At 43.2% G+C, this 18628-nt stretch carries 30 protein-coding genes; 26 read left to right on the top strand and 4 right to left on the bottom strand.

Going from position 1 to position 18628, the window contains the following annotated elements:
* Positions 1-14: 14 nt before the first annotated feature.
* On the top strand, positions 15-500 hold the full coding sequence (locus KYJ26_RS10800) for an RNA polymerase sigma factor (RefSeq protein WP_219167277.1): 486 nt from the start codon (positions 15-17) through the stop codon (positions 498-500).
* Positions 493-1353, top strand: coding sequence for a zf-HC2 domain-containing protein (locus KYJ26_RS10795; RefSeq protein ID WP_219167276.1), 861 nt, complete (start codon positions 493-495; stop codon positions 1351-1353). The genes KYJ26_RS10800 and KYJ26_RS10795 overlap by 8 nt, the downstream gene beginning before the upstream one ends.
* A 67-nt stretch (positions 1354-1420) precedes the next feature.
* On the opposite strand, the gene KYJ26_RS10790 is transcribed toward KYJ26_RS10795, so the two are convergent.
* Complete coding sequence (locus KYJ26_RS10790; RefSeq protein ID WP_219167275.1) at positions 1421-1921, bottom strand: GNAT family N-acetyltransferase; 501 nt, start codon at positions 1919-1921, stop codon at positions 1421-1423.
* 99 nt (positions 1922-2020) lie between these two features.
* Here KYJ26_RS10790 and KYJ26_RS10785 point away from each other — a divergent pair, with 99 nt between their 5' ends.
* The 7 genes from KYJ26_RS10785 to KYJ26_RS10755 all read left to right on the top strand — a co-directional run bounded on the left by KYJ26_RS10785 (position 2021) and on the right by KYJ26_RS10755 (position 6187).
* Positions 2021-2353 (top strand): ArsR/SmtB family transcription factor, encoded by a 333-nt coding sequence (locus KYJ26_RS10785; protein WP_219167274.1) that lies wholly within the window; start codon positions 2021-2023, stop codon positions 2351-2353.
* A gap of 20 nt (positions 2354-2373) precedes the next feature.
* Positions 2374-3663 (top strand): arsenic transporter, encoded by a 1290-nt coding sequence (locus KYJ26_RS10780; RefSeq protein WP_219167273.1) that lies wholly within the window; start codon positions 2374-2376, stop codon positions 3661-3663.
* Between the two features lie 24 nt (positions 3664-3687).
* Entirely contained in the window at positions 3688-4107 is a 420-nt protein-coding gene (arsC, locus tag KYJ26_RS10775) for an arsenate reductase (thioredoxin) (protein WP_219167272.1), read from the top strand.
* A 256-nt stretch (positions 4108-4363) separates the two neighbouring features.
* Positions 4364-4531 (top strand): Fe3+ hydroxamate ABC transporter substrate-binding protein, encoded by a 168-nt coding sequence (locus KYJ26_RS10770; protein ID WP_219167271.1) that lies wholly within the window; start codon positions 4364-4366, stop codon positions 4529-4531.
* 115 nt (positions 4532-4646) lie between these two features.
* Positions 4647-5186, top strand: coding sequence for a GNAT family N-acetyltransferase (locus tag KYJ26_RS10765; RefSeq protein WP_219167270.1), 540 nt, complete (start codon positions 4647-4649; stop codon positions 5184-5186).
* Positions 5187-5202: 16 nt separating this feature from the next.
* The gene (locus tag KYJ26_RS10760; protein WP_219167269.1) at positions 5203-5574 is read left to right on the top strand and encodes an iron chaperone; all 372 of its coding nucleotides are present in this window, start codon (positions 5203-5205) and stop codon (positions 5572-5574) included.
* Positions 5575-5590: 16 nt separating this feature from the next.
* On the top strand, positions 5591-6187 hold the full coding sequence (locus tag KYJ26_RS10755; protein WP_219167268.1) for a YdeI/OmpD-associated family protein: 597 nt from the start codon (positions 5591-5593) through the stop codon (positions 6185-6187).
* 27 nt (positions 6188-6214) lie between these two features.
* Here KYJ26_RS10755 and KYJ26_RS10750 read toward each other — a convergent pair whose 3' ends face one another.
* Entirely contained in the window at positions 6215-7567 is a 1353-nt protein-coding gene (locus KYJ26_RS10750; RefSeq protein ID WP_219167267.1) for a polysaccharide deacetylase family protein, read from the bottom strand.
* Positions 7568-7759: 192 nt separating this feature from the next.
* Here KYJ26_RS10750 and KYJ26_RS10745 point away from each other — a divergent pair, with 192 nt between their 5' ends.
* The 12 genes from KYJ26_RS10745 (at position 7760) to KYJ26_RS10690 (ending at position 13149) form a co-directional block, all read left to right on the top strand.
* The gene (locus tag KYJ26_RS10745; RefSeq protein WP_219167266.1) at positions 7760-8920 is read left to right on the top strand and encodes an FtsW/RodA/SpoVE family cell cycle protein; all 1161 of its coding nucleotides are present in this window, start codon (positions 7760-7762) and stop codon (positions 8918-8920) included.
* An 11-nt stretch (positions 8921-8931) separates the two neighbouring features.
* Positions 8932-9216 (top strand): DUF4306 domain-containing protein, encoded by a 285-nt coding sequence (locus tag KYJ26_RS10740; RefSeq protein ID WP_219167265.1) that lies wholly within the window; start codon positions 8932-8934, stop codon positions 9214-9216.
* 5 nt (positions 9217-9221) lie between these two features.
* Positions 9222-9920 carry a zinc dependent phospholipase C family protein gene (locus tag KYJ26_RS10735; protein ID WP_219167264.1) on the top strand — a complete coding sequence of 233 codons (699 nt, stop codon included), beginning with the start codon at positions 9222-9224 and terminating at the stop codon, positions 9918-9920.
* A gap of 123 nt (positions 9921-10043) precedes the next feature.
* On the top strand, positions 10044-10304 hold the full coding sequence (locus KYJ26_RS10730) for a hypothetical protein (RefSeq protein ID WP_219167263.1): 261 nt from the start codon (positions 10044-10046) through the stop codon (positions 10302-10304).
* Between the two features lie 234 nt (positions 10305-10538).
* Positions 10539-10898 (top strand): DUF4181 domain-containing protein, encoded by a 360-nt coding sequence (locus KYJ26_RS10725; RefSeq protein ID WP_219167262.1) that lies wholly within the window; start codon positions 10539-10541, stop codon positions 10896-10898.
* Positions 10899-10950: 52 nt separating this feature from the next.
* Positions 10951-11136, top strand: coding sequence for an SE1832 family protein (locus tag KYJ26_RS10720; protein ID WP_219167261.1), 186 nt, complete (start codon positions 10951-10953; stop codon positions 11134-11136).
* 107 nt (positions 11137-11243) lie between these two features.
* A complete protein-coding gene (locus KYJ26_RS10715; protein WP_219167260.1) occupies positions 11244-11429 on the top strand; it encodes a hypothetical protein in 186 nt (61 codons plus the stop codon).
* Positions 11430-11553: 124 nt separating this feature from the next.
* On the top strand, positions 11554-11751 hold the full coding sequence (locus KYJ26_RS10710; RefSeq protein ID WP_219167259.1) for a hypothetical protein: 198 nt from the start codon (positions 11554-11556) through the stop codon (positions 11749-11751).
* Positions 11752-11754: 3 nt separating this feature from the next.
* Complete coding sequence (locus KYJ26_RS10705) at positions 11755-11949, top strand: hypothetical protein (protein ID WP_219167258.1); 195 nt, start codon at positions 11755-11757, stop codon at positions 11947-11949.
* Positions 11950-11951: 2 nt separating this feature from the next.
* Positions 11952-12569 carry a YdcF family protein gene (locus tag KYJ26_RS10700; protein ID WP_219167257.1) on the top strand — a complete coding sequence of 206 codons (618 nt, stop codon included), beginning with the start codon at positions 11952-11954 and terminating at the stop codon, positions 12567-12569.
* 14 nt (positions 12570-12583) lie between these two features.
* Positions 12584-12805: a hypothetical protein gene (locus KYJ26_RS10695; protein WP_219167256.1), complete on the top strand. Its 222-nt coding sequence runs from the start codon at positions 12584-12586 to the stop codon at positions 12803-12805.
* A gap of 23 nt (positions 12806-12828) precedes the next feature.
* Positions 12829-13149, top strand: coding sequence for a hypothetical protein (locus KYJ26_RS10690; RefSeq protein ID WP_219167255.1), 321 nt, complete (start codon positions 12829-12831; stop codon positions 13147-13149).
* Between the two features lie 20 nt (positions 13150-13169).
* On the opposite strand, the gene KYJ26_RS10685 is transcribed toward KYJ26_RS10690, so the two are convergent.
* Entirely contained in the window at positions 13170-13421 is a 252-nt protein-coding gene (locus KYJ26_RS10685) for a hypothetical protein (protein WP_219167254.1), read from the bottom strand.
* 127 nt (positions 13422-13548) lie between these two features.
* On the opposite strand from KYJ26_RS10685, the gene KYJ26_RS10680 reads away from it, so the two are divergent.
* On the top strand, positions 13549-14223 hold the full coding sequence (locus tag KYJ26_RS10680) for a hypothetical protein (RefSeq protein ID WP_219167253.1): 675 nt from the start codon (positions 13549-13551) through the stop codon (positions 14221-14223).
* Between the two features lie 33 nt (positions 14224-14256).
* Here KYJ26_RS10680 and KYJ26_RS10675 read toward each other — a convergent pair whose 3' ends face one another.
* Positions 14257-14676 (bottom strand): VOC family protein, encoded by a 420-nt coding sequence (locus KYJ26_RS10675; RefSeq protein ID WP_219167252.1) that lies wholly within the window; start codon positions 14674-14676, stop codon positions 14257-14259.
* Between the two features lie 74 nt (positions 14677-14750).
* Here KYJ26_RS10675 and KYJ26_RS10670 point away from each other — a divergent pair, with 74 nt between their 5' ends.
* The 4 genes from KYJ26_RS10670 (at position 14751) to KYJ26_RS10655 (ending at position 18623) form a co-directional block, all read left to right on the top strand.
* Positions 14751-15407: an RNA polymerase sigma factor gene (locus KYJ26_RS10670; RefSeq protein WP_308807559.1), complete on the top strand. Its 657-nt coding sequence runs from the start codon at positions 14751-14753 to the stop codon at positions 15405-15407.
* 133 nt (positions 15408-15540) lie between these two features.
* Positions 15541-17502 (top strand): PhoX family protein, encoded by a 1962-nt coding sequence (locus KYJ26_RS10665; RefSeq protein WP_219167251.1) that lies wholly within the window; start codon positions 15541-15543, stop codon positions 17500-17502.
* 130 nt (positions 17503-17632) lie between these two features.
* Positions 17633-18142, top strand: coding sequence for a nucleoside deaminase (locus KYJ26_RS10660; protein WP_219167250.1), 510 nt, complete (start codon positions 17633-17635; stop codon positions 18140-18142).
* Between the two features lies 1 nt (position 18143).
* The gene (locus KYJ26_RS10655; RefSeq protein ID WP_219167249.1) at positions 18144-18623 is read left to right on the top strand and encodes a hypothetical protein; all 480 of its coding nucleotides are present in this window, start codon (positions 18144-18146) and stop codon (positions 18621-18623) included.
* Positions 18624-18628 lie beyond the last annotated feature (5 nt).

The raw sequence follows: 18628 nt of genomic DNA, 5'->3' as shown, positions 1-18628 counted from the left end.
AAGGGGGAAAAGCATTGGGGGAATTGGAAGAGATTTATTATAAGTACGCGGATGATATATTTCGATATGTAATGGTTCTCTGCCGCGATCCGGATGTGGCGGAAGAGTTGACGCAAGAGACTTTCTACCAGGCGGTAAGGTCCATTGATAGGTTCAATGGAGAGTGCAAGATGTCTGTTTGGCTATGTCAGATCGCCAAGCATTCCTATTATAAGTATGTTGATAAAAAGAAGAAGCAACAGGAGGCTTATAGTCATGACGATCCCATGCATCATTCTCCCGAAACAGAAGTCCTGCAGTCTGAAGAAAAAGTTGCTCTCTATAGATGCATCCACGCCCTTGATGAACCATATAAAGAGGTGCTATTGCTGAGGATGCTGGCTGGACTGAGTTTTCGTGAAATAGGTGAGATCCAACGGAGAACGGAGAACTGGGCACGGGTGACATTCTACCGTGCAAAGTTGAAACTTAAGGAAAGGAGCAGTGACGTAAATGAATAAGCGTTGCCATATCGTACAAGATTTATTACCTTCATATATTGATGATTTATGCAGCGAAGACAGCAGAGAATTCGTTGAAGGACATCTCACTTCATGCGACGGGTGCAGGAGAGTATACAATAGTATGAAAAGTGGGGAGTTCATAGAGGAAGACGATGCCATGGAGAGAATAGATGCCAAGAAGCCGTTTCTAAAGATATCTCAATTTTTTCGTGCACAAGTGAAACTGACCCGTACTGTTTTCTTTTCCGCTATTATATCCTTGATTATTGGCGTTTTCCTTTTAGGTAACTCGATCATGGTCATGAACGACAACAATGAAGTGTTGAACGATCTTTCGAAAGTAGATATGGAGAAAGATATGATTATGGATGAGGTATTCCATGTTCTTCATTCAACTAATGAAGCAGTGGATCCACTCCAAAAAGTCTTCAAAAAGTATGGTGACCACCTTCAGTATCTTGCGGTATTTAAAGCAGAGAGTTTGCGAGGGTGGCTGTCTGAATCCTCCGCGGTGAAAAAGGAACCAACGAATATCTACCCGATTGAATATCAAAAGGCAGAAGTGGTCATCGACAGTGAAGGGATCATTTCAAATAAAGCCGAGATCATTCCTAGCGAATATGATTTGGGGAATGTCGTCATGGCAGATGATGATTGGGTGGTTCAATATGAATATAAAGAATCCTATGAGGATACGATTGAGAGATACCATCAATTGACCTATTACGGGCCGACCTTATTAACCATATACTGGCCGCCAATCCTATTTTTAACCATCTTTGCTATTCTGTTCATGTTATGGTGGATACTACAAAAGCATAATAAGAGATTGAAAGATGTCATGGGGTAATGGAGTCATTATTGAAAAATATGGCCAACTCCAAAACCCTATCCCGGTGGCTCAGTCCCCGGGTTTTTCATTCTAATCCGACAATTTTACTTCTTCTCTCTAACAAAACCGTATTCCTCCAAACGCCATCCATCTTCCCGATCTTCTCACGATAACCAATAATTCGAAAGCCATGTTTTTCATGAAGTTTTATACTTGCACGGTTTTCCGGGAATATCCCCGATTGAAGGGTCCAATACCCGTGTTGTTCACTTGCTTCAATTAAAGCACCGAGGAGGAGGCTCCCGAAGCCTTTTCCCATATGCAAAGTCGAAACATACACGCTCACCTCAGCCACCCCTCTGTATACACTTCGGCTAGAGACAGGACTCATGGCAGCCCAGCCTAATATTGAATCCTCTGACCGCACAACGATCCGCCCTGTTTGTAAATGATTGGCATCCCACTCTTCCCAGGAAGGGACGTCCTTTTGAAAGGTTGCATTCCCCGTTCCGATGCCCTCCCGATAAATGTCGGCTACACGCCCCCAATCTTCCTTTCGCATCTTATCTATATATCCCTTTTTCATCTCGCCACCCCTTTTCCTTAGAATAATACAGAAACGTCTTGTAATCTATATATAAGTGAACTATTATATAAGCATACATTAATATAAGGAGGCGAGTGGATGGCTGATATAGACAAAGCCGCAACGATTTTAAAGTTATTAGGGGATAAAACCCGGTTAACCATGATCAAAATATTAGACACAAACGACTGTTGTGTATGTGAATTCGTAGAAATCTTTCAAGCAAGTCAGCCTGCCATCAGTCAACATGTCAGAAAATTAAAGGATGTGGGGATTGTAAGGGAGAAGCGCCGTGGTCAATGGATCATTTACTCCCTTAACCGTGAGAGTGAATACTTCCCGATGATCCAAAGCCTCCTGGACCACCTGCCGAATCAGGACTTCAAATTGAAGAAATTGGAGGAGCAGGGCTTACGCATTTCTTGTGAATAATAGGAGGTTAAAAAGGAATTATGACTATATTAGCATCTGTGATTTTTCTCATCACCCTCGTGCTTGTCATTTGGCAGCCCAAAGGTCTTTCTATCGGATGGTCCGCAATCGGCGGGGCCATGCTTGCGCTGATCGCGGGGGTTGTCGATTTCAATGATGTTGTGGATGTGACAGGCATCGTCTGGAATGCGACATTAGCATTTATTGCGATTATTATTATTTCTCTCATCCTGGATGAGATCGGATTTTTCGAATGGGCTGCCTTGCACATGGCAAGGGCGGCAAAAGGTAACGGCGTGAGGATGTTCGTTTATGTGTCACTCCTTGGTGCAGTAGTGGCGGCTCTTTTCGCCAACGATGGAGCGGCGCTGATCCTGACACCAATCGTCCTTGCGATGGTACGGAACCTGAATTTCAGTGAGAAGCTCGTGTTTCCATTTATCATAGCGAGTGGATTCATTGCCGACACCACGTCCCTGCCTTTGGTGGTCAGTAACTTGGTGAACATCGTTTCCGCTGACTTCTTCGGAATCGGGTTTGTGGAGTTTGCTTCGCGGATGATCGTGCCGAATCTGTTTTCATTAGGAGCAAGCATCTTGGTTCTGTATCTCTTTTTCAGAAAGAGCATTCCAAAGAATTATGATGTCTCTCAATTGAAGAAACCTGTGGATGCCATACAGGACATCAAGATGTTCCGCCTTTCCTGGTTGGTGCTCTCAGTCCTACTTGTCGGCTATTTCGCTAGTGAATTCATCGGTCTGCCGGTTTCCATCATTGCAGGGATCGTGGCCATCTTCTTCTTGGCCATGGCCAGAAGAAGTGCAGCGGTCAATACGAAAACCGTTATCAAAGGGGCTCCGTGGGCGATCGTGTTCTTCTCGATCGGCATGTACGTTGTGGTATATGGCCTGCGGAATGTAGGGCTGACTAATGTGTTAGCGGATGTCATCCAAATGACGGCTGATCAAGGGTTATTCGCTGCCACAGTCGGAATGGGCTTCATCGCGGCGATCCTATCGTCCGTCATGAACAATATGCCGACGGTGATGATCGATGCACTGGCGATTGCCGGTACGGATACGACGGGTGTCACGCGTGAAGCGTTGATCTATGCTAACGTCATCGGCTCGGATCTTGGACCGAAGATCACCCCAATAGGATCATTGGCAACATTATTATGGCTACACGTCCTTTCTTTAAAAGGAGTGAAAATCTCCTGGGGGACGTACTTTAAAACAGGGATCATCCTGACCATCCCAACCCTATTCATCACACTGGTCGGACTTTATTTCTGGTTATTAATCATCTAACAAACACTAAAGGAGAGATTCAACATGTCAAAGAAAACTATCTATTTCCTATGTACAGGTAATTCATGCCGAAGCCAAATGGCAGAAGGCTGGGCGAAAAAACACCTGGGTGACGAGTGGAATGTCTACAGTGCAGGGATTGAAGCACACGGCTTGAACCCAAATGCGGTGAAAGCAATGAAAGAAGTCGATATCGATATCACGAACCAAACATCTGATATCATCGACCCGGAAATTCTGAATAACGCTGACTTAGTCGTGACACTGTGCGGTGACGCAGCGGATAAGTGCCCGGTGACACCTCCTCAAGTGAAACGTGTACATTGGGGATTCGATGACCCTGCGAAGGCGGAAGGAACAGATGAAGAGAAATGGGCATTCTTCCAACGCGTTCGTGATGAGGTAGGCGAGAGAATCCACCGTTTTGCAGAAACAGGGGAATAACAAAAGATTGGCAAGGGCTTACCCACGTCAGCCATAATAAAAAAATCGATAAGGAATCTGTTTCCTTATCGATTTTTTTATGGAATGAAAGTAAACCAAGGCCCATCGTGGAACTTATTAGTATAGATAAAGCTTGAGTAAACGATAGGGGTTTGAAATAATCTACTATATTAAGGGTAAACAGGTAGTTATGTTGTAACTCACAAAATAGTCGATAAGGTATTGAAGCTTCACCATTAGATAAAGGAGGATGAAAATGTTCGGAAATAAACCAAAATGTGCAACATGTGAACGAGAAATAAAAGGAAATGACGTTGTCTACATAAAGATGCGATACCCCGAAAGAAAAGGTATGACAGAAATAAAAGCTTATTTGAATAATGAAGGTACGTTTTTATGTGAAGAATGTTTTAAAGTTGGATAAGTATAAACAGTAAGGATCGTTACTTGAAATTTGACACCCCTTTTTAAAGGGAAACAGGAAGGGGGAAGAGAAAATAATATAGTAAATGGATCGTGTAAAAGGAGGGAATGCAGAGGTGGAACTCATATACGAAGTCATCCCTGAAGAACAGGCTGAATCCTGCCGGGAACTGTGCAATGAACTGATGGCTTTCCAAAAGTCGAAAGCAACCATTGCACCGGAACGGTTTGACAGCATGAATTTTGACACGCGCATGCTGCCGTCTATAAATAATGCCGTACATAATTATCTGGTGGTCGTCAAAGATACCGAAAAAAAGAACGAGATCATCGCCTATGTGTATACGAACATCTCACCAAAGGAAGCCTATTCGAATGACTTTGCCACGTTTTTCGATCTTACGACTGTCAAAAAAGAGAACGTAGGGTGTCTCTCGCAGTTCTACATAAAAGAAGGGTATCGACAATTTGGGATCGGATCGAAACTGTACACTATGTCGATGGAGTGGTTGGCAGGGTTTAAAAATGTCGAGGATTATTTTGTATTCACCTCGAATGGGAATGATGATGCCCTGGCATTCTATCAGAGAAAAGGATTCACGATTTCACATGATATACTGGACGGCTTTATCACCATTTTACGAAGAAAAGCATAAATAAGGAGGATATCATATGGACGTCTTTTCGAGCTATTTAGAAGGGATTGATCAACCTGATCACCGCCATCGGATGGAGGAAATTCTGACGTGGGTGCAGGAGACATTCCCCCAATTGGAACCCGCAATCAAGTGGAACACCCCGATGTTCACGGATCACGGCACCTTTATCATCGGAATTTCCACTGCGAAGCATCATGCGAGCGTTGCACCAGAAGAAGTCACAATGGTGCACTTTGCCAATCGGATCAAAGAAGCCGGATACAGTGCCACGAAAGGATTATTCCGCATTCCATGGAAAGATTCCGTCGATTATAAGCTGCTTGAAGATATGATCACCTATAATATTCAGGAAAAAGCTGAATTCACGGGCTTTTGGCGAAAATAGAAGAAAGGGGTGTTGTATGTTGATCAAGCCAAATCGCAAAGTGGATGGATTTATAAAAAAAGCGAAGCAGTGGCAGGAAGAATATGAAAGGCTGAGAAGCATCCTTCTTTCCTTTGAAGAGCTGGAAGAAGAAATCAAATGGATGCATCCTTGTTACACGTTAGATGGGAAAAACATCGTGTTGATGCATGGATTTAAAGACTACTGTGCTTTGCTGTTTCACAAAGGTGCACTGCTCAAGGATCCTCAACGTATTCTCATTCAACAGACGGAGAATGTACAGTCAGCCCGGCAAATACGCTTCACGAGTGCGGAAGAGATCATTGAAATGAAACCGATCCTGGAAGCGTATATACAGGAAGCGATCGAGGTGGAAAAAGCAGGGCTTCAAGTGGAACTGAAAAAGACGGAAGAATACGTGACACCACTTGAACTTCAGCAAAAATTCGAGGAAATGCCCGAGTTGAAAATAGCTTTTGAAGCACTGACTCCGGGACGTCAGCGTGCCTATATCCTTTATATCTCCAAAGCGAAACAGTCGAAGACCCGGGAGTCGAGGGTTGAGAAGTATGTGCAGCATATTCTGGACGGTAAGGGAATGAATGACGAATAAGGGATGGGGATGAAGCTCTAGTGGGCTTCATCCCTTTTTCATATTCCCATAAAAAGGGCTAGCGGTTTCCACAGCCAGCTTCGACTGGAGCTGTGAGACAGTGAGGAATTCATACCCTTCCTTTTCAAGCATGGTCAATAATCCTGGGAGTGCATCGGCCGTGGTGGAATGAACATCATGCAGGAGAATGATGGCCCCAGGAGCCATTTCTTTCTGCACCGTGGAATGAATGGCATTTACATTCTTGTTTTTCCAATCAAGTGAATCGACGGACCAGAGGACGAGGGACGAACCGTTATCGTGGGCAAGCGTCTCTACTTCATTATTGATCGCCCCATAAGGCGGACGAAGAACGGTGGGAAGCTGGCCCGTCGCGTTCATGATTTTCCTGCTTGAGGCAAGAACCTCCTGCGTCATTTCCTCTTTCCTGATTTTGGTCAAGTCTTTATGATGATCAGAGTGATTACCGATTTCATGTCCGGCTTTTGCCACTTCCTTCGCGATATCCGGGTACTTCTCAGCCTGACTGCCTAGCATGAAAAACGTGGCATGGACGTCATGGTCTTTCAATACCTTAAGAATCCGTGGTGTGACGTCCGGGTCCGGCCCGTCATCAAAGGTGAGGGCGACATATTTTTCTCCGGGTTCAACCGATGTCCCGGCCACTTTCAAAGCACCTGCTGTCTTTTCTTTCAGATAAGGAAGGATCACATGAATCGGAATTTGCACTTCGGTTGGACCCGCTTCATCGATACCATTAAAGTACAGGGTGAGTGCCTCATTGTTGAGGGTCCAGTTCCATGATGCCGGGTTCTGAAATGCCTTCTGTACTTTATCTCCCGGATGTCCTTTGAGACGTTTTTGTATCATATTGACGGCCTCTTCACTTGTATCCATGATGTCAGGTAGAGTGACGATCTTTTTTTCAGCAGTATTAATCGTGAACGTCTTTACATGCTCCTCTCCCCGGACGTCATCAACCAGCTGATAGGAGTGTAGGAGGATGTGAATGGTATCACCTGCAGATTTTCTGCTGTCTGCCTGAATGACAAGATGGGCTCTGGAGCCGCTACCAAACTGACTCTTATTCTCCTTTACTTCTTGCAAAAAGGCTCTCTTCTCATCATTGATCCAACCTTGGATGGGTTTCTTTATGTGTTGATCTTCCATAACCGGAATCTTGATGGACATAGTGTATGTATCCGTATTCTCATTATCGGTCTTAAAGTCGATGGTCAGAGGAGACGGTCTGTTGGATTCAGGCTCGAACCGAATGGCCTCGACCAGCTGCGTCATGCCATACAGGAACGATAAACCGATGGCTGCCAACACTACCCAACCGGGCCAGCGTATCCTCCGAAAGGGAATCTTCTTTAACATCACGTATCCTCTTTTCTGGTGAAAAAGTCATCCTTCTGGAATGGAGCAATTCCAATTATTTCAAATTATTCGTGATATTTCAACAATTCTTTCAGTATTTTCATGAAAATGGAAAAGGGGGGGATATTTGTGAAACTTCTCTCCGGCTATAATCGTCTATTATAGAAGAATGTTCTTTAGAAAGGCGGGGCTATGGAAACGAGTAAATGGAAGAAGTTCGATCTGGATTTAATGTTTCTTGTGTTTGTGTTCATGATCATCAGCTGCGTGTCGATCTACAGCGCGCAAAAATATTTACCTTACGAAGACAATTTCGCCATGAAGCAAAGTATCTGGTTCATTGGCGGAGCACTGTTGACCTCCATCGTGTATTACTTTGATTTTGAGCAATTGAGGAGACTGTCACCCTATTTATACGGATTTGGCGTTTTGCTGCTGGCCTTCCTGATGGTAGCCCCATCGAGCATTGCGCCAATCATTAAAGGAACGAAGGCATGGTTTTCGATCCCCGGCTTCGGTTCCTTGCAGCCTTCGGAATTCATGAAGGTCTTTCTCATTCTCTTCTTGGCCCATGTCATTTCCCGCCACAATGAAAAGGTTGAAGAGAGGTCGCTGTCTTCTGATTCTTTCTTATTGATTAAAGTCGTGACCGTCACCTTCATCCCTTTGGCGTTCATCCTGAAGCAGCCCGATGCAGGAACAGGGATGGTCATCATGTGTATCATGATCGGAATGATTTTTATATCAGGAATCAATAAATATATCCTCTTGCTCTTATCATTCTTAGGGGTATCAAGCATCGCTTCACTGGTGTGGCTGTTCATGTACCGCCCGGGAGTATTGTTATCGTTCATGGGTCAGTATCAGCTGGATCGAATCTACTCGTGGTTGGATCCATTCGGAAACGGCCAGGGGATAGGCTATCAATTAAGATTATCCATCCTTGCATCAGGATCAGGCAAGATGACGGGAAAAGGTTTCAATGATGGACAGGTGGCCGTCCCTGAAGCCCACTCCGATTTCATCTTCACGGTGATAGGGGAGGAATTCGGGTTTATCGGATCGTCCATCGTCCTGTGCCTGTATTTCGTGTTGATCTATAAAATCATTACCATCGTATTACGGAATAAAGGTCAATATGAAATCCTCATCGGTGCCGGCGTCATTTCCATGCTGACCTTTCATATATTTGAAAATGTGGGGATGGTCATCGGACTGGTCCCAATCACCGGGATACCGCTTCCGATGCTCAGTTATGGGGGGAGTTCTGTACTCGGTACGATCTTCGCTTTGAGTATTATCAATAACGTATCGGCCACAACCAATGTGTATATGTTCGGGAGTAAAGAGTAAGGAGGGGTACGATGAAAAAATGGTGGATTCTCTGGGTGCTGTCAATTCCAATTTTTCTTATTTCATACGTTTATTCTATCTTCATCACGAGCAAGATTGCTTATTTGTCGCAGTCTGAGTGTAAACCGATGTTCATTTTCACCCCTCAGGATGTTCAATACTGCAGTGATATTTACCCGGTGGATGTGTTGCTCATCGCTCTTAAGACCAACCCGTTCACCTATATTTGGCTGCTGAGCGGTTTATATTTGGTTGGATTTATCGTGTATTTGATTATCAGAAAAATAAGGAGCTGAGCGTAATGGCCACATGGATGGTACATTTTAGAATCGCAGAGAATCTGCTGAATAAAGGATTACAGGTAGCAGAGAAAGAGTTTGTCGTGGGGAATATCGGACCGGATTGCGGGCTGCCTGATCCAGATACAGGAATCTTCTATCCTGATAAAATCGCCACTCATTTTAAGGATGATGGGAGTATAAACCCGGATCTGTTTTTGAATAAATACATACATGAGGAAGATGATTTCACCGATCCCCGAGCCTCCTTTTATTTAGGTTACTACCTTCATCTCGTGACCGATGTAGAGTGGAGCAGGATGCATCGGGAAAAGAAGAAAGAACCGGTATATCAAACGATACTTGGAACGCCGGAATACACGAAAAAGGTAAAAGGGAACTGGTATGGTGCGGACTTTGTGTATTTACAGGAAAACACGGATACGATTTTTCATCGGGTTTTTCAGCATATCGGGAGTTTCCCAGATTACCTGGACATCTTTCCGGAAAATCAGATTACCAGACAAATCAAGCGGATCTCGGAGTTTTATTATAGTGATTCCTATGCCTTCGCCTTGGAACCGGATTATCCATTCGACTATTTAACCCCGGATGAAGTGACCCGGTTTGTGGATGAGACAACGGAGAAGTTGGAGGATATCTTGGATTCAACCTTTCGAGAAGAGGCATTCTGTGAATCATACTCAATAAAGAAAGGATAGGAGGGGACTTTATGAATCTACTCACACCGATCGTCGTAACAGGGGCCGTGTTAGCACTGTCCTGGATCGTGGGCAATAAAGAAGAGCCCAATAGGCAATAGGTATTGAAAAGGGGACTTTAACATGAAGGAAGAAGAAGCCAGAAAGCATATTCATCTCATACTGGGTTATTCAGGGCTCCTGCTCATCGGATTGGCGATCTTTAGGAACCTTTCCTTTGCAAAGGATCATGTTGGATACGGGTTTATGATGTTCGGATCTCTTTTACTTATATCGTATTTCAAATTTGCAGATGACAAAATGGGTGCGACGAAGAAAGAAAAAGCATTTTACCGAATAGGGTTAGTTGTGTTGTTGGGAATCATAGCGATAAATTCTTATTAGTTTTGCAGGAAAGGACCAGTGGTGGAAGGTGGATTTCTTAATAAAAGTAATGTTATATATCGTCTTCTTGCTGGGAGCACTTTATTTTTATTTTGGAGGCACAAAGAAGGGGAAACCAGGGCACTTTACCCTTATAATGGTCGTAAGTGTTATGTTATTAAGCTATTATTGGTTTGAGATTGAGCTATAACCTTCAGCATCCAAAGACCCTCAAAGAGAGAGTGGCGTTAGAACATGAACATCATTCATAATGACATTTTCCAATTCATCTTGTATTTTGCTACATTCCTATTGATTTATTATATTATCGAAAAAAGCACCAGGAAACGATTGCAGATTGAAAAACGGTCCGAGGCACAGGAAGTGAATGATTTCCATAAGTGGGGAAAGAAAATTCTCTGGGCCATTTTCTTTGTCAGCGTTGTGTTCTTCGCTTCTCCTATTGAAAATGCTCTCATCATCATGGTCATCTTTTCATTTGATGCCTATATGCAGTGGAGGGCGGATGAGAAAGAATACATGATGACACTATTGGAGCTGACTACCTTTATGACGTTTATTGTGATTGGATATTCCTTTGACTTAATGATCTGATTGTGTAGAAAATAATAGAGATACCACGATATATTGAAAGAGAGGAATCACCATGACCAAAACAGAGCTTGAGTACAAAATAAACGAAGTGAAACTCGATTATATCCGCATCCAGGGGGACCTTGAGAAGCTTGAAACCTTCGGAAGAAACACGGACATACAACAAAAGAAATTAGATGAACTGGAACAGGAGCTTTCTCACCTGAATAAGGAACTGGACGCCATCGATCCATCCTAATCATTTGTTTCATGAATAATGAGGTTTAAAGGTAAATAGGTATATAGAAAGACATATGGTACGAGTTCTTACTTGTACCAGGGGCTCTTTGATGGGAGCTGATGGCTATGTATCGAAATCGAGACAGGCAGGTCAATATCGTCATCCTGTTGCTCTTTTGCATCCTGATCTTTCACATCTTCCGAATCATCCTCCATGTGAGGGTGTACTTCGTATACAGCATGGGGATGGGGTATCTCCTGTTTCTCTTCCTGATCATTTTTCTTATTTTATTCCTTTTATTTAAAAGGTAAAGAAGCGGGTGCTTTTCTTTCATAAAGAAAAGGACCTCTTTTTTATGGAAACACTTCGGTGTCTATCTGTAGGAAAATTATGTTAAAGTTAAGGGAGGAAAGTAGATATAAAGGGAGGTTCACGATGAAAAATGGAAATCGGTTTGCTCTAATTGTATCACTCATCGTTCTAGTCGGTTTTCCCATTCTGTTTCTTATCGTATCCATGTATACGGGACAATGGGGATATTTAGTATGGAGTCTGCCACCTTCTTTTACAGCAGGATTTACGGGGCTGATTCTTACGCTTAACACAAGGAAGAAAGAGAGAAAAGGGGCGTAGTCAATGGACTTGTTTTTTATGTTTAATGTGTTCAGGAACATCATTTCGACTTTTTTTCTGGATGGGATTTGGGTGGTCGGCTTTTTCTACTTGTTAAATAAGACGTTTGAAAGCGATCGTCTGAAGAAGTTGTCCCTGTATGCAATTGGAATAATATCGGTTTTATTGTTCTTTTATTCCGTCATGGTGAGTATTTGAGTATGTACATTTCGACAATGAGCATGGAAAGACTTACACATGAACAGATGGGACATCTATTATTCTCTAATATTGAAGACGATCACAAGAGTGGGGATTGTATCTTCGTGGTGGGCAGCAGCAAGGCATTACAGTACCGATTGCCGAAAGCGGTGGAGCTTTACAAACAGGGAAGGGCGGGTAAGATCCTGTTTTCCGGAGGTGTGAAGTGGAACGGAAGTGAGTTTACCGAAGCTGAGGAATTAAAGGCAGAAGCGGTCTCATTAGGGGTTCCGGAACAGGACATTTTAACAGAAAGTCTTTCGGTGCATACCCTTGAGAACGTACTTGCATCCCTTCTTGTCCTTGACAGGGAATTTCATTTGCACAATATACAGAGGCTCCTTGTCGTGACGACTTCATACCATATGAGAAGGCTTCACCTGACGCTTCAAACGTATATGCCTGAATGGATATCGTTCACTTTGTGTCCGGCAGAAGATGACAATACCAATGTCGATAACTGGTTTCAAAGTGAGATAGGGATCAAACGTGTCAGGAATGAATCCGCTAAATTGATCCGATATGTGAGTCAGGGTGCTTTGAGGGATGAAGATATACATATTGATAAAATGGAATGAAAGGAGGCGAAAAAATGACAAAAGAAAAAGTGTATCCGAAATTCTGGTTGTTTGCCACCTGCTTTACAGGCTTTTGGATTATGTATGGCTGTTTTATCCTGATCAAGAATGTTGTCATTGAAGATTCATTTGACTGGCAGCCCCTTTACTTAATAGGAGGGATGGGAATTATGCTCGCCCGGTCAGTGCAGGAATATAAGATGGCAAAGGAGCATTCTTCTACAACTAACACCTGAAACGATCATTATGGAGGGACCCCATGTTCGTCAAAATCTATCATTATCATATCCCAAAAGACAAAACAGAGGAATTCATGAAGATCCAGGAAAGGGCAGGGGAATTGTACGGTCGGTATGTGGAATTTGAAACGATCTTTCTAAACGATACGAAGGATGAAACCAAATGGCTGGAAATATCTCGGTATAAGGATGAAGATGTGTATCGGAATAGCATGGAGCTATTGGATGAAGAGACAGAGTTACATACGTTGTTTAAAGATTTTAAAGCTCTTTTAATGAGTGAAGTCAAAGAAGAAGAATTACATGAAATAAAGAAAATTACCCATGTGAATGCTGAATGATTCCCACTAAAAGGACAGGGTCAGTCGTGATTTACTATCAACTTCTGCAAAATAACCGATAAGTATCGGTCAGAGGATTTGGAAATGACAGAGGGTTGATCCCATATATTCCTTACGACCATCAAGATCAATTGTTCCGTAGTCGTGCTGCATCCTGTCACCCGATAGCCTGTCCGGAACATAAACCTTTCATAATCCTGATAAAATTTCTTGAAAGAATGCTGGTCCCTTGATAGTAAACAGGTCATTAAATCAAGCTTTGACATCTTCATGAAAACACACCTCATTTTATATTCATAGGTCCATACCCTTCTTTCACCAAGTGATAACACTTTTTCCAAGATTTATTGAATAAATTCTTTTTCATGTGGTATACATACGTTAAAAGGTGGTGCAGACATGTCTTTCAAATCAACTACGGCAGCTCTCCTTCTGGGCAATGTTTTACTCTTTACGGCCTGCAGCGGGGACGGGACTGCATCAGATCAGAACGAAACCAATCAGTCCATGGACGAAAACCAAACGGATACGAAGGATGAAAACAATTCAGTGGACAATACCGGTGAGGATATGAACGCCGATGATGGCAGCAAGGAAGATGGCGGAGACAGCAGTGGAAAAGCGGAAAGTGATACGAACAGTGAAAATGAGGATATTCAAGAGCAGCAATATGATTCACTTGGAGAAGCGGCTGCTCAAATCGAAGGATACGAGAAGGTCGATCAGACGAACATCGATCTTGGTCACGGTATCAAAGGACTCCAGGAAGGGGCAGCCGGCCACGAGTATCTTTACTGGAATGAAGGCCGCTGGCTGATTAAAGTCAACTTCCCGACAGATCCGCACTATCGCATTGATGGATATGACGGGGCAGAAGACATGGCGAGGAAAGTAGTGGACTATTTAGAGAAAAATTACTTACCCGCGCCTGACGACAAAGGCCTGATCACGATCAACGGATTCAAGGAACATCCCGAAACGGTCGTGAAATGGCAGGAAGGAAAGACCGTCTATACGATCACATCCAAAGAAAAAGAGCCATTCGACGCCCTTGAAATGGCCGTTGAATCATGAAAAGGTGACCGGGATCCCGGTCACCTTTTTTCTTCAGCGATTCATTTCCTGAAGCTTTTTCACGTTATCCGAGTGAAAAGGAGAACCTTCCACCTCGCTCACCACACTGAACGGATTCCCGTCAGGATCAAAGAAGTCGAAGAAACGCATCCCCCCGAAGTCGTCAATATCCGTCGTCACCAAACCTTTGCCGTTCAATTCTTCATGAACGGCAACCACATCCTCTACAACAAAATTGAAATAGCTGTTCTTCTGCTTCCCTTTAATGACAAACTCCGTCGGCTGAGGGGTTTCAACTTGAATCAACCCGAATTGGGTAGAACCGTTGGGGAGGTAATAACCTGCACCCCCGTCCCATGAACCAATTTTCTTCACGCCTAGATGCTCCTCATACCAGGCGGATGATTTCTCAAGATTCGTCACAGGGACAAAAACACTTCCAATTTTAAACATCGTATCCTCTCCTTATAAATGAAATTCCTATGTATAACGAATATAATGAAGAAAAAGTTACAAAAAATGGTGGGGTGATTCACATTATTTTTGAAGAGTTGGAACAAACGGTGAATAAACTGTATCGTTATTGCTTGAAACTATCAGGCTCACATTGGCAGGCAGAAGATCTTTTACAGGAAACGTTGCTGAAAATCTACCATTTGAAAAAGGCCGATCCTGATCGGGAGTTCACTTTCTCTTTTCTATACAAAGTGGCCAAAAACCTTTTTATCGATGAGAAAAGAAAGAAGAAGGAATTTCTTTCTCATCATGAAGATATTCGGGAAGTGAGCGACCCTACCGAATTTGACGCTTTGATTGAGATTCTGCTTTCTGCACTTCCCCTGCAACAGGCGATGCTCATAACCCTGAAAGATGTATTTCAATATAAGACAAAGGAAATCGCCGCCATGCTGAGAGTCAGCGATGAATCGATCAAAACCGCTCTTCATCGTTCCAGAAAAAAGCTGACATCCGTAACGGAGGATACCCCGGTTCCCGCATTCTCCAACCGCGAGATTGTTCAGAAGTTGTCAGCGGCAATCAAACAGGGTGACGCTTCCCGTATCTTTCTTTATTACCGGATGCTTGAGGTGCGGCAGTTTCATGTAAAAAGAGACATAAGCAGATCAGTATTTCATGTGATTGATCTTGATGGAAATGCATTGGAGTTTGCTTCCTTAACATAACCACATAGAATTGATATCGTAACGTAAATGAATATTTACATAGATTTAAACTTATCCCACTTGTATTCATACTGACTTAAACATTCAATGTTTAACTAGAGTTGTAGCAAATACAGTAGGAGGTTTTTTTAAGATGAAAAAAAGACTATCAATCGGACTATCGATGGCGTTACTAGCATCTTCATCCTTAACAGCCATGGCTCAAGAGAACGGGCACAACGGTGAAAAGAAAGATTCACACAAGAAAATCGAGAGTGTTGAATTCTCTTCCATGAAAGCTCCTGACAATATTAAAAATATGGTAAAAACCTATACAACAGCAACAGTCAAAGTGACATATAAAGACGGGACAGTGAAAGAACTGCCGCTTAACTATGATCAACTCTACCTATCAAAAGATAAAATCGTCGACAATAAGGGAGAAATGATTCCAGCCGGTACACCGATCGACGTGAACGGTGATCCGATCATGGACAAAAGCGTTCCATCCAGTCCATCTTATTTCATTTCAGATGCGCCGGATTCCAACAGCTTTCTGAAGAAAGGGAATAAGTCATTCATGGTTTCCCACTTTGAATATGATTCACAAAATAACGCAGGTGAGAAGATTTCTGGTCTTCCTGCATCGATGACATTGTCAGAGCTTGACCATGATAAAAAAACGGGCAAGCTTTCTGTGAAAGAAGCCCATAAGATTGATTTCTCGAGCGTAGACGGACTATGGAACCCATGTAACGGATCCACAACCGATTGGGGCACGCACCTCGGTTCAGAGGAATATGAGCCGGACGCAAGAGAGTTTGAAAACAAAGATTCTGATGCCTATAAAGAAGTCAGCAACTTTGCGAATTATTACTTCCATGATGAATCTAAAGCAAATCCTTACAATTACGGCTGGATCCCGGAAATCTCCGTCTCACATGATGGAAAACCATCCGTCGTCAAACATTACAGCACCGGTCGTTTCTCGCACGAAATGATGCAAGTCCTTCCGGATAACAAGACGGCCATTTTCGGTGACGACGGCGGCAATACGATGATGTTCATGTATGTAGCCGATAAAGAAAAAGATTTCTCAGCAGGAACTCTATATGCGGCTAAGTTCAATCAAACCGGTACTGAGAAAGGCGGATCTGGTGACTTAAACTGGATCAAGCTTGGGCACGGAACCGATAAAGAAATTAAAGACATGATCGACGGTGGAGTGACATTCAGCGATCTATTCGAAACAACGGAAGAACCAACTGAAGGGTTTACGGCTGTTAAGACGAACTCACATGATTCTGTTGAATATCTGAAAGTGAAACCAGGCATGGAAAAAGCGGCAGCATTCTTAGAACCACGCCGTTACGGAGCCATCCTTGGTGCGACTTCAGAATTTAACAAAATGGAGGGACTTGCCGTCAACGCTGAAGCTCATAAAGCGTACATGGCCATCTCTTATCAAGAAGGAAGCATGGAAAAGCAGGCTGGAGCCGTTCAGGACGACATTCAACTTCCTAAGATTGAATCAGGTGTCACGTATGAACTGAATCTTCAAGAAGGTCAAACAGATCGTGACGATGAGAAGATAGACAGTGACTATGTTCCTGCCAGCATGAACGGATTTGTATTAGGAGAGGACCTTGCTTCTCCGGATGCACTTGGGAACACGGCCAACCCGGATTTAGTAGCAAACCCTGACAACCTGAGCTTCTCAGAAGACCTGAATACCCTCTTCATCGGAGAAGACAGCGACATGCACACGAACAACTTCGTGTGGGCGTACGATGTACAAACGAAAAAGCTTTCCAGGATACTTTCTGTTCCAGTAGGAGCAGAAGCAACGGGATTAAGAGCTGTAGATTCAATGAAGGACTCAAATTATGTCCTAAGCAATTATCAACATCCAGGCGCAGATCTTGATGAGAAAGAAATCACAGCCGTTGATAAAACAGAATTAGAGAAAGCTATGAAAGATACGCTTGGCATCATGGAAACAGGCGGAGTCGGCTATATCTCCGGCATTCCTGGTGTGGACATGAAAGATGGTCATCATAAGGACCATGATGAGAAGCAAGATGAAGACCGGGAAGATCACGATTCTGAAGAATAAGATAGAGGACAAAGAGGTCAGTCTCTACACATTAATGTGTAGGGGCTGGCTTTTTTTATGCAAGAAGAATAGATTTCAAGATTGTGTTTCTTTATGTATTTTGAAATAATTGGCAGGTGGAGGGGATGAAATGACCAACGATCGATATTTTCTTGAGATGGCCCTTGAAGAGGCCAAAATAGCATTAAACGAACAGACCTATCCGGTCGGAGCAGTCCTTGTCGATGAACATCAGAATATCATCTCAACAGGGAGAAATCGTGTCCATTCTCAACAGGATGCAACGGCTCATGCGGAGATGGATGCCATTCGAAATGCCGGCTCATCCATATTTAAGGCAAAGGTTCAGCGAGAGACATTCACGATCTACACAACGCTGGAGCCGTGCCTAATGTGCACAGGCGGTATTCTCTTTGCCAATATTAAACGAGTGGTGTGGTTACTGAATGATGGTGAAGGATTTGGAGGTTATAAAAAAATCAACGCAGCAGGCATCTTTGAACGGAAACTCCGGGAGGTCGATGTAAGGGAAGAACCGTATGGCGATCTAAAGATGAAGCAGCTAGAGCTTATGGAACAGTGGGAGTCGAATCCCAATCATGTGGTGCATTTGCGAAATACATATAAAAAGGGAGGATGACATGGTTTATTTAATCATTGGTGTCATACTTATACTGGTAGTTTTCTTGATGATCAGAGCATATAAGCCGGAACCATTGGAGGAAAACAGGTATGACATATACACCTACGTCGTAATGGAAGAAGAAAATGAAGAAGAATTCATGAAAGCAGATCAACCTTTGTGGGGGATTTCAGAGCGTTATCCTTTCCTACATCCCGGACAGATCCTGTGCAGGGTCAACCGATACAAAGAAGTGTTTGATGAAGAATGGGATGAAATCAGAAAATACTCTAACTTCACGAAAGGGAAAGAACCTTATTATATTTTATTCGATGAATACCGGGCAGACAAGGATCGGCATACAAATATGTCTTGGGATCAAAAGGTATTTGAGACGGATGATATTGAAGAAATCAAGCAGTGGTGTGAGGAGTTCGAAAAAGGACTGATAGAGAAGCATGGGACATATAGCGGGCAAGTGTTGGAATCGAATGATTGAGGTGT

This window comes from Rossellomorea orangium, from assembly GCF_019334305.1.
Lineage (GTDB): Bacteria > Bacillota > Bacilli > Bacillales > Bacillaceae_B > Rossellomorea.
This window is presented reverse-complemented; position numbering and strand designations above follow the sequence as displayed.

Bases quoted from the DNA above. Each gene is read 5' to 3' on its own strand.
- KYJ26_RS10795 (WP_219167276.1), top strand. From the start codon at position 493: ATGAATAAGCGTTGCCATATCGTACAAGATTTATTACCTTCATATATT.
- KYJ26_RS10790 (WP_219167275.1), bottom strand. From the start codon at position 1,921: ATGAAAAAGGGATATATAGATAAGATGCGAAAGGAAGATTGGGGGCGT.
- KYJ26_RS10785 (WP_219167274.1), top strand. From the start codon at position 2,021: ATGGCTGATATAGACAAAGCCGCAACGATTTTAAAGTTATTAGGGGAT.
- KYJ26_RS10780 (WP_219167273.1), top strand. From the start codon at position 2,374: ATGACTATATTAGCATCTGTGATTTTTCTCATCACCCTCGTGCTTGTC.
- arsC (WP_219167272.1), top strand. From the start codon at position 3,688: ATGTCAAAGAAAACTATCTATTTCCTATGTACAGGTAATTCATGCCGA.
- KYJ26_RS10770 (WP_219167271.1), top strand. From the start codon at position 4,364: ATGTTCGGAAATAAACCAAAATGTGCAACATGTGAACGAGAAATAAAA.
- KYJ26_RS10760 (WP_219167269.1), top strand. From the start codon at position 5,203: ATGGACGTCTTTTCGAGCTATTTAGAAGGGATTGATCAACCTGATCAC.
- KYJ26_RS10755 (WP_219167268.1), top strand. From the start codon at position 5,591: ATGTTGATCAAGCCAAATCGCAAAGTGGATGGATTTATAAAAAAAGCG.
- KYJ26_RS10750 (WP_219167267.1), bottom strand. From the start codon at position 7,567: ATGTTAAAGAAGATTCCCTTTCGGAGGATACGCTGGCCCGGTTGGGTA.
- KYJ26_RS10745 (WP_219167266.1), top strand. From the start codon at position 7,760: ATGGAAACGAGTAAATGGAAGAAGTTCGATCTGGATTTAATGTTTCTT.
- KYJ26_RS10740 (WP_219167265.1), top strand. From the start codon at position 8,932: ATGAAAAAATGGTGGATTCTCTGGGTGCTGTCAATTCCAATTTTTCTT.
- KYJ26_RS10735 (WP_219167264.1), top strand. From the start codon at position 9,222: ATGGCCACATGGATGGTACATTTTAGAATCGCAGAGAATCTGCTGAAT.
- KYJ26_RS10730 (WP_219167263.1), top strand. From the start codon at position 10,044: ATGAAGGAAGAAGAAGCCAGAAAGCATATTCATCTCATACTGGGTTAT.
- KYJ26_RS10725 (WP_219167262.1), top strand. From the start codon at position 10,539: ATGAACATCATTCATAATGACATTTTCCAATTCATCTTGTATTTTGCT.
- KYJ26_RS10720 (WP_219167261.1), top strand. From the start codon at position 10,951: ATGACCAAAACAGAGCTTGAGTACAAAATAAACGAAGTGAAACTCGAT.
- KYJ26_RS10715 (WP_219167260.1), top strand. From the start codon at position 11,244: ATGTATCGAAATCGAGACAGGCAGGTCAATATCGTCATCCTGTTGCTC.
- KYJ26_RS10710 (WP_219167259.1), top strand. From the start codon at position 11,554: ATGAAAAATGGAAATCGGTTTGCTCTAATTGTATCACTCATCGTTCTA.
- KYJ26_RS10705 (WP_219167258.1), top strand. From the start codon at position 11,755: ATGGACTTGTTTTTTATGTTTAATGTGTTCAGGAACATCATTTCGACT.
- KYJ26_RS10700 (WP_219167257.1), top strand. From the start codon at position 11,952: ATGTACATTTCGACAATGAGCATGGAAAGACTTACACATGAACAGATG.
- KYJ26_RS10695 (WP_219167256.1), top strand. From the start codon at position 12,584: ATGACAAAAGAAAAAGTGTATCCGAAATTCTGGTTGTTTGCCACCTGC.
- KYJ26_RS10690 (WP_219167255.1), top strand. From the start codon at position 12,829: ATGTTCGTCAAAATCTATCATTATCATATCCCAAAAGACAAAACAGAG.
- KYJ26_RS10685 (WP_219167254.1), bottom strand. From the start codon at position 13,421: ATGAAGATGTCAAAGCTTGATTTAATGACCTGTTTACTATCAAGGGAC.
- KYJ26_RS10680 (WP_219167253.1), top strand. From the start codon at position 13,549: ATGTCTTTCAAATCAACTACGGCAGCTCTCCTTCTGGGCAATGTTTTA.
- KYJ26_RS10675 (WP_219167252.1), bottom strand. From the start codon at position 14,676: ATGTTTAAAATTGGAAGTGTTTTTGTCCCTGTGACGAATCTTGAGAAA.
- KYJ26_RS10665 (WP_219167251.1), top strand. From the start codon at position 15,541: ATGAAAAAAAGACTATCAATCGGACTATCGATGGCGTTACTAGCATCT.
- KYJ26_RS10660 (WP_219167250.1), top strand. From the start codon at position 17,633: ATGACCAACGATCGATATTTTCTTGAGATGGCCCTTGAAGAGGCCAAA.
- KYJ26_RS10655 (WP_219167249.1), top strand. From the start codon at position 18,144: ATGGTTTATTTAATCATTGGTGTCATACTTATACTGGTAGTTTTCTTG.